Annotated in this window: 8 protein-coding genes; all 8 read left to right on the top strand. The window is 54.3% G+C overall.

What is annotated here, in order from left to right; all coding sequences use genetic code 11:
- The first annotated feature begins 599 nt into the window (after window positions 1-599).
- The 8 genes from rpmH to LAC65_RS16080 all read left to right on the top strand — a co-directional run bounded on the left by rpmH (window position 600) and on the right by LAC65_RS16080 (window position 7,177).
- Entirely contained in the window at window positions 600-740 is a 141-nt protein-coding gene (gene rpmH, locus LAC65_RS16115) for a 50S ribosomal protein L34 (RefSeq protein WP_003849659.1), read from the top strand.
- Window positions 741-755: 15 nt separating this feature from the next.
- Window positions 756-1,115, top strand: coding sequence for a ribonuclease P protein component (gene rnpA, locus LAC65_RS16110; protein ID WP_071668251.1), 360 nt, complete (start codon window positions 756-758; stop codon window positions 1,113-1,115).
- On the top strand, window positions 1,079-1,336 hold the full coding sequence (gene yidD, locus LAC65_RS16105) for a membrane protein insertion efficiency factor YidD (RefSeq protein ID WP_071668252.1): 258 nt from the start codon (window positions 1,079-1,081) through the stop codon (window positions 1,334-1,336). Before rnpA ends, yidD begins: the two co-directional genes overlap by 37 nt.
- 2 nt (window positions 1,337-1,338) lie before the next feature.
- Window positions 1,339-2,985 (top strand): membrane protein insertase YidC, encoded by a 1,647-nt coding sequence (yidC, locus tag LAC65_RS16100; RefSeq protein ID WP_039381485.1) that lies wholly within the window; start codon window positions 1,339-1,341, stop codon window positions 2,983-2,985.
- Window positions 2,986-3,089: 104 nt separating this feature from the next.
- Window positions 3,090-4,454, top strand: coding sequence for a tRNA uridine-5-carboxymethylaminomethyl(34) synthesis GTPase MnmE (gene mnmE, locus LAC65_RS16095; RefSeq protein ID WP_039381482.1), 1,365 nt, complete (start codon window positions 3,090-3,092; stop codon window positions 4,452-4,454).
- 352 nt (window positions 4,455-4,806) lie between these two features.
- Complete coding sequence (locus LAC65_RS16090) at window positions 4,807-5,058, top strand: helix-turn-helix domain-containing protein (protein WP_039381479.1); 252 nt, start codon at window positions 4,807-4,809, stop codon at window positions 5,056-5,058.
- Window positions 5,058-6,377: a type II toxin-antitoxin system HipA family toxin gene (locus LAC65_RS16085; RefSeq protein ID WP_039381476.1), complete on the top strand. Its 1,320-nt coding sequence runs from the start codon at window positions 5,058-5,060 to the stop codon at window positions 6,375-6,377. Before LAC65_RS16090 ends, LAC65_RS16085 begins: the two co-directional genes overlap by 1 nt.
- 209 nt (window positions 6,378-6,586) lie before the next feature.
- On the top strand, window positions 6,587-7,177 hold the full coding sequence (locus tag LAC65_RS16080; protein ID WP_039381472.1) for a malonic semialdehyde reductase: 591 nt from the start codon (window positions 6,587-6,589) through the stop codon (window positions 7,175-7,177).
- Window positions 7,178-7,273 lie beyond the last annotated feature (96 nt).

The following is a 7,273-nucleotide window of genomic DNA, read 5'->3' as shown; positions in this document are numbered from 1 at the left end:
GGCGGACTCCACTCGTACAAAATCGATAAGAATTTCAGGCGCTAATAATAGAAACTGTCTTTTTTGACACAGGCGGTCAGAAAGCGCCTGCGACCGCTGTCTGCGGTAGTCATCCCCGGCGATCGCAGTGAGGATCGTCAGCGGAAGGGCGGATCATAGCGCAAAGCGCACCAGAGATCTTCCCTTTCTACACAGTTTTGATCCAATTTATCCACAGGGTGTAAAACCTTTGAACAGTTTATCCGTTCTGGCAAAAAAGCAAGCGAAGATCGCGCAGCAGACGCGAATTTTTCAGCCGCCGTCGCGTTTTTTTTCCTGTGGATAGCGTGTGCGATCGCAAGAAGATCCTGGACGATCCTTGCGCTTTCCTTTACAGGCCGTATAATTCCCCACCCGGCATTGGCACGTGGTGCATTAATGCCCGGAATCGCGGTGTTTCCGGGTATTCAGGTCCCGCGACCAGCGAAGTAAATTGACTCCGGACTGTACAATTATTACAATCCCGCCTCTTTATTAAAGACACATTGAGGCGTCGGTCGCTTTACTGCCCCGAAAACGCGTCACCCAGTGAAATTTTTCAAGTTTAGGTAGAAATCGCCATGAAACGCACTTTTCAACCGTCCGTACTGAAGCGCAACCGTTCACACGGCTTCCGTGCTCGTATGGCAACCAAAAATGGTCGTCAGGTTCTGGCACGTCGTCGTGCTAAAGGCCGTTCTCGTCTGACCGTTTCTAAGTAATAAAAGCTAACCCTCGTGGTTCAGCTCGCATTTCCCAGGGAGTTACGTTTGTTAACTCCCGCTCATTTCACTTTCGTCTTCCAGCAACCTCTTCGGGCTGGCACGCCGCAAATCACCATCCTCGGCCGCCGCAATTCGCTGGGGCATCCCCGCATCGGTCTTACCGTCGCTAAAAAGCATGTAAAGCGCGCGCATGAACGTAACCGGATCAAGCGATTGACCCGGGAAAGTTTTCGTCTGCGTCAGCATGAACTGCCTGCGATGGATTTTGTTATTGTTGCGAAAAAGGGGATTGCTGACCTCGATAACCGGGCACTGATGGAAGCGTTGGAGAAACTATGGCGTCGTCACTGTCGCCTGGCTCGCGGCTCCTGATCGCACTGATACGCGTTTATCAACGCGCTATCAGCCCTCTGCTGGGACCTCATTGTCGGTTCCATCCCACCTGTTCGCAGTACGGGATTGAGGCCCTGCGCCGTTTCGGCGTGATAAAAGGCAGTTGGTTGACGATTAAACGCGTATTAAAATGCCACCCGCTAAACCCGGGTGGCGACGATCCTGTGCCGCCAAAAACCTTTGATACCAGAGAACATTAACGATGGATTCGCAACGCAATCTCTTTCTCATCGCTTTTCTGTTCGTGTCTTTTATGATCTGGCAAGCCTGGCAGACGGACCACGCTCCGCGGCCACAGCAGACCCAGACCACGCAGAACACAAGCAGCGCAGCGGGTGATGCCGCCACTTCCGGCGTGCCGGCCAGCGGTCAGGGCAAAACGATCACCGTTAAAACTGACGTCCTGTCACTCAATATCAACACGCGCGGTGGTGATATTGAACAGGCTCAGCTGCTGACCTACCCGGATAAACTCGGCTCCGACGCGCCATTCCAGCTGCTGGAAACCACGCCGGCATTTGTTTATCAGGCGCAGAGCGGCCTGACCGGTCGTAACGGCCCGGACAACCCGAACAATGGCGCGCGTCCGCTCTATACTGCCGCACAGGATAGCTTCGACATGGCCGATGGCCAGACTGAGCTGCGTGTGCCGCTGAGCTGGACTGGCGAAAACGGTGTGGTTTATACCAAAACCTTCATCTTCAAGCGTGGCGAGTTCGCGGTTAACGTTGACTACAACATCAATAACACCTCACAGCAGCCGCTGGAAGTGGCGATGTTTGGCCAGCTGAAGCAGACCATCGACCTGCCTAAGCATCGCGACACGGGCAGCAACAACTTTGCGCTGCACACCTTCCGCGGTGCCGCCTACTCCACCAGCGATGCGAAATATGAAAAATATAAGTTCGACACCATCGCTGATAACGAGAATCTGAGCACCACCACCAGCAACGGCTGGGTTGCGATGCTGCAGCAATATTTCGCCACGGCGTGGGTGCCACGTACGCAGGGCAATAATACCCTGTATACCAGCAACCTCGGCAACGGCGTAGCGGCGATCGGCTATAAGTCAGCGCCGGTTACCGTTGGTGCAGGTGCACAGCAGACGCTGGGCGCAACGCTGTGGGTCGGCCCGGAAATTCAGGATAAGATGGCTGCGATTGCGCCGCACCTTGACCTGACCGTGGATTACGGCTGGCTGTGGTTTATCTCTCAGCCACTGTTCAAGCTGCTGAAGTTCCTGCACAGCTTTATCGGTAACTGGGGCTTCTCCATTATCGTCATCACCTTCATCGTGCGCGGCATCATGTACCCGCTGACCAAAGCGCAGTACACCTCGATGGCTAAGATGCGCATGCTGCAGCCGAAGATTCAGGCGATGCGTGAGCGTCTGGGCGATGACAAGCAGAAGCAGAGCCAGGAAATGATGGCGCTCTACAAAGCGGAGAAAGTGAATCCGCTGGGTGGCTGTCTGCCGCTGGTGATTCAGATGCCTATCTTCCTGGCGCTCTACTATATGCTCTCTGGCTCGGTAGAACTGCGTCACGCACCGTTTGTACTGTGGATCCATGACCTCTCTGCACAGGACCCGTACTACATTCTGCCGGTGCTGATGGGTATCACCATGTTCTTCATTCAGAAGATGTCACCGACCACCGTGACCGATCCGATGCAGCAGAAGATCATGACCTACATGCCGGTGATCTTTACCGTCTTCTTCCTGTGGTTCCCGGCAGGTCTGGTGCTGTACTACATCGTCAGCAACCTGGTCACCATTCTCCAGCAGCAGCTGATTTACCGCGGCCTGGAAAAACGGGGCCTGCACAGCCGCGATAAGAAGAAAGCGTAACCTTCAGCCCGGCTGAGCAACAGGTATAATCAAGGGGCGACATTTATGTCGCCCTGTTTTTTTTCTATTTTTCAGCCCGGCACAGTGCGGGCAAGAGGACGATCATGAGCCACAGCGATACTATCGTTGCGCAGGCAACCCCACCGGGCCGCGGCGGCGTCGGTATACTGCGTATCTCAGGCACCCGGGCAGCAGACGTTGCGCAGGCGCTGCTGGGTAAACTGCCAAAGCCGCGCTATGCCGATTATCTGCCCTTTACCGATGCAGATGGCAGCGTGCTGGATCAGGGCATTGCGCTGTGGTTTCCGGGTCCGAACTCCTTTACCGGCGAAGATGTGCTGGAGCTGCAGGGGCATGGCGGACCGGTTATTCTGGACCTGCTGCTGAAACGTATTGTCGCCCTGCCCGGCCTGCGTATTGCGCAGCCAGGTGAGTTTTCGGAGCGCGCGTTTCTGAATGACAAGCTCGATCTGGCGCAGGCTGAGGCGATTGCCGATCTGATTGATGCCAGCTCGGAACAGGCGGCGCGCTCGGCAGTGAACTCGCTGCAGGGCGTGTTTTCACAGCGCGTAAATGCGCTGGTGGAGGCGCTGACCCACCTGCGCATCTATGTTGAGGCCGCTATCGATTTTCCGGATGAGGAGATCGACTTTCTTTCCGACGGTAAGATTGAAGCGCAGCTTAATGCGGTGATCGGCGACCTGAATGGCGTACGCGCCGAAGCGCGTCAGGGCAGCCTGCTGCGTGAGGGCATGAAGGTGGTGATTGCCGGACGCCCGAATGCAGGCAAGTCGAGCCTGCTGAATGCGCTGGCGGGACGCGAAGCGGCTATCGTTACCGACATTGCCGGCACCACGCGCGATGTCCTGCGCGAACATATCCATATTGATGGAATGCCGCTGCATATCATTGATACCGCCGGACTGCGCGAAGCCAGTGATGAAGTCGAGCGCATCGGCATCGAGCGCGCCTGGCAGGAGATTGAACAGGCCGATCGGGTGCTGTTTATGGTCGATGGCACCACAACGGACGCCACCGAAGCGGCGGCTATCTGGCCCGACTTTGTGGCACGCTTACCGGCGGCGCTGCCCATTACCGTGGTGCGTAACAAAGCGGATATGACCGGTGAGATCCTGGGGCTGAATGAGATGAACGGCCATGCGCTAATCCGCCTTTCAGCCCGGACCGGCGACGGTGTGGAAACGCTGCGCGATCATCTGAAACAGAGCATGGGCTTTGCCGGCAATATAGAAGGCGGATTCCTTGCGCGCCGTCGCCATCTGCAGGCGCTGGAGAGTGCCGCCACGCATCTGCAGCAGGGGAAAGCGCAGCTGCTGGGCGCGTGGGCGGGTGAGCTGCTCGCGGAAGAGCTGCGGCTGGCACAGCAGGCGCTCAGCGAAATTACCGGCGAGTTTACCTCTGACGATCTGCTGGGCCGTATCTTCTCCAGCTTCTGTATCGGGAAATAATACGGCGAGAAATAGCTGAAAATAGAATAAACAATTGAATATAATAATATTATTTTGAATGTTCGTGCCTGATTCTGATACCTAACGGTATCTGCATCAGGCGTCTCTCTGGATATGAGACTGGTAACCCCCTCCCCTCAATCTTTTAAATTTCCATAAGGTCTGCTTTTTGAATATTTCCAGAAGCGATTCCTGACCAGGGTGTCCATAATCTGGCTACTGTTTATAACAGTCAGCAACTAATTACCCACCATAACATGCATGAATTTTCTTACACGCTATAGCGTGTAAGCTTTGATTTACCTGCTTAAGCGTGTAAATTAAAATCATCCGATTAACAGGATGCCACGATATGAAGATTATTAATGTCAGCCAGCTCAGCGCTCACCTGCGAGATGTTCGTCTGTCAAAAAAACTGTCTCAGGGAAAAGTGGCCAGCAAGGTAGGGATTCGCCAGGACACCGTATCCAGCTTTGAACTCCAGCCAGGCACCAGCAGGCTGGAAACTTTTTTCAGGATATTGTCAGCACTGGAGCTGGAGCTGGAGGTGAAACCCAAAGGCAGCGATACCCAAAGCTCTGAAGGCTGGAAAGAGGAGTGGTAATGGCTGAACTGGATGTCTACATGAATGGCTATAAGGTGGGTGTTTTTAGCCGTGCCGGGACCGGTGCTCATGCATTTCAATATGCTGAGGCCTGGCTTAATCAGACCGGCAGCCGTCCTGTATCACTTTCCATGCCCTTGCGGCGACAGCCTTATCAGGGCAATGAGGTTTATAACTTCTTCGATAATCTATTGCCAGATAACCCGGAGATCAGAGGCCGAATCCTGGCCCGCTATAACGCAGACTCAACCCAGCCCTTCGACCTTTTGGCACGAATCGGTGCCGATACTGTTGGCGCGCTACAACTGCTACCTAAAGATGCCGCGCCGGGCGACATTCGCACCATCGACTACAAAGCATTGTCTGACCGGGATCTGGCCAAAATACTCACAGGCTATAAAGCTGGCGCGCCCCTGGGCATGATTGAAGAAATTGACGACTTTCGCATATCGCTGGCAGGCGCACAGGAGAAAACTGCCTTGCTGTTCAGCAATGATTGCTGGTGCCAGCCCAGAGGAACCTCGCCTACAACCCATATTCTCAAATTGCCTATCGGCAAGATAGAGAGCCACTCATACAGTCTCGACTTGTCAGACAGCGTCGAAAACGAATTTCTCTGCACGCAACTGGCAAAAGAGTTCGGTTTACCGGTCCCTGATTGCTTTATATTGCATATCAATGATATCAAAGCATTGGCTGTGAAACGGTTTGACCGCCGGTATGCCTCGGATGGTAGCTGGATAATGCGGCTGCCCCAGGAAGATTTTTGTCAGGTGTTAAATGTTCCTTCAGCACGGAAATATGAAAATCAGGGCGGCCCTGGCATAGGCGATATAATGCAAACTCTGCTGGGTTCAGCCAACGCAGAGCAGGATCGTTATCACTTTATGAAGGCGCAAGTATTATTCTGGCTGCTGGCGGCCACCGATGGCCATGCAAAAAACTTCTCGGTCTTTATTGAACCGGAAGGGCGTTTTCGCCTGACTCCTTTTTACGACATCTTGTCTGTCTATCCAGTGTTTGGCGGCCGGGGCCTCAATCGAAGAGACGCCAGGCTCGCTATGGGCCTGACAAGCAGCAAGGGGAAAAAATACGCCATTGAGCAGATATTCCCGCGCCATTTTTTCCAAACGGCGAAAGCTGTGGGGTTTGAGCGTTCTGTTATGGAAGAGATCCTGACAGAACTGGCTAACTCTGTTGATGTTGTTATTGAGCGTGTGACCCGGCAATTGCCGGCTGGCTTTCCCGATGCCAACAGCAGCGCCATTCTGGAAGGCCTGAAAGCCCGTTCAGCCAGACTGATAGCGGGCTGGGAATAAATTTCCGATAAGCCGGGATGCCTGTAGCTCAGCTGAACCCCTGATGCACGGGAAATAAGCGCGTACTGCTCTTTGCCAGTCGATCATACATCTTTGTTATTTGGCTCCCTTTCTCCTTTACAGTATAACGATAGAGGCTGCGTTAAGCGCAGCCTCTATTATTCATGCTAAAAATCGGGCCTGCATCGCAGCCTGAACAGGAGAAAAACATGAGTACACCGCTCGACAGCGCGGCGCTTGATGCGCTGTTTACTGACGCCCGCACCCACAGCCACTGGCAGGATAAGCCGGTTTCACAGGCGCTGCTGCAGGAGCTTTATACCCTGACGGCTCTGGGCCCGACCTCCGCTAACTGTTCACCAGGCCGCTTTGTATTTGTGACCTCAGCGGAAGGCAAAGCCAGGCTGAAACCTGCCCTCTCCTCAGGCAACGTGGATAAAACCATGTCGGCGCCGGTAACGGTGATTGTCGCGTGGGATCCGGAGTTTTTTGAGCAGCTGCCAAAACTGTTTCCGTTTGGTGACGCGCGCAACTGGTTTACCAGCAGCCCGGAGCTGACAAAAGAGACCGCGTTTCGTAACAGCAGCCTGCAGGCAGGCTACCTTATCCTCGCCGCACGTTCGCTCGGTCTGGATGCCGGTCCGATGTCCGGCTTTGATCCCGCCAAAGTAAATGCCGCTTTCTTCAGCGAAAGCAAATGGCAGGTGAACATGCTGATCAATCTTGGCTACGGCGAGGCAGATAAACTGCATCCGCGCCTGACGCGACTCGGTTTTGATGAAGCCACCACCTTTGCCTGAAAGCTGGCAGCCCGTTTGCGCTCTGCCGGTCAGTCCGGCAGAGTCTCTTTCCCGCCTCGTCCCGCGCTGATTTTCAGTCTTATCTGTATTTATCGC

It is taken from the genome of Pantoea eucrina (genome assembly GCF_020079945.1).
Lineage (GTDB): Bacteria > Pseudomonadota > Gammaproteobacteria > Enterobacterales > Enterobacteriaceae > Pantoea > Pantoea eucrina.
The sequence above is the reverse complement of the archived record's forward strand: the minus strand, read 5'-3'. Positions and strand labels throughout refer to the sequence as shown.

Bases quoted from the DNA above. Each gene is read 5' to 3' on its own strand.
- rpmH (WP_003849659.1), top strand. From the start codon at position 600: ATGAAACGCACTTTTCAACCGTCCGTACTGAAGCGCAACCGTTCACAC.
- yidD (WP_071668252.1), top strand. From the start codon at position 1,079: ATGGCGTCGTCACTGTCGCCTGGCTCGCGGCTCCTGATCGCACTGATA.
- yidC (WP_039381485.1), top strand. From the start codon at position 1,339: ATGGATTCGCAACGCAATCTCTTTCTCATCGCTTTTCTGTTCGTGTCT.
- mnmE (WP_039381482.1), top strand. From the start codon at position 3,090: ATGAGCCACAGCGATACTATCGTTGCGCAGGCAACCCCACCGGGCCGC.
- LAC65_RS16090 (WP_039381479.1), top strand. From the start codon at position 4,807: ATGAAGATTATTAATGTCAGCCAGCTCAGCGCTCACCTGCGAGATGTT.
- LAC65_RS16085 (WP_039381476.1), top strand. From the start codon at position 5,058: ATGGCTGAACTGGATGTCTACATGAATGGCTATAAGGTGGGTGTTTTT.
- LAC65_RS16080 (WP_039381472.1), top strand. From the start codon at position 6,587: ATGAGTACACCGCTCGACAGCGCGGCGCTTGATGCGCTGTTTACTGAC.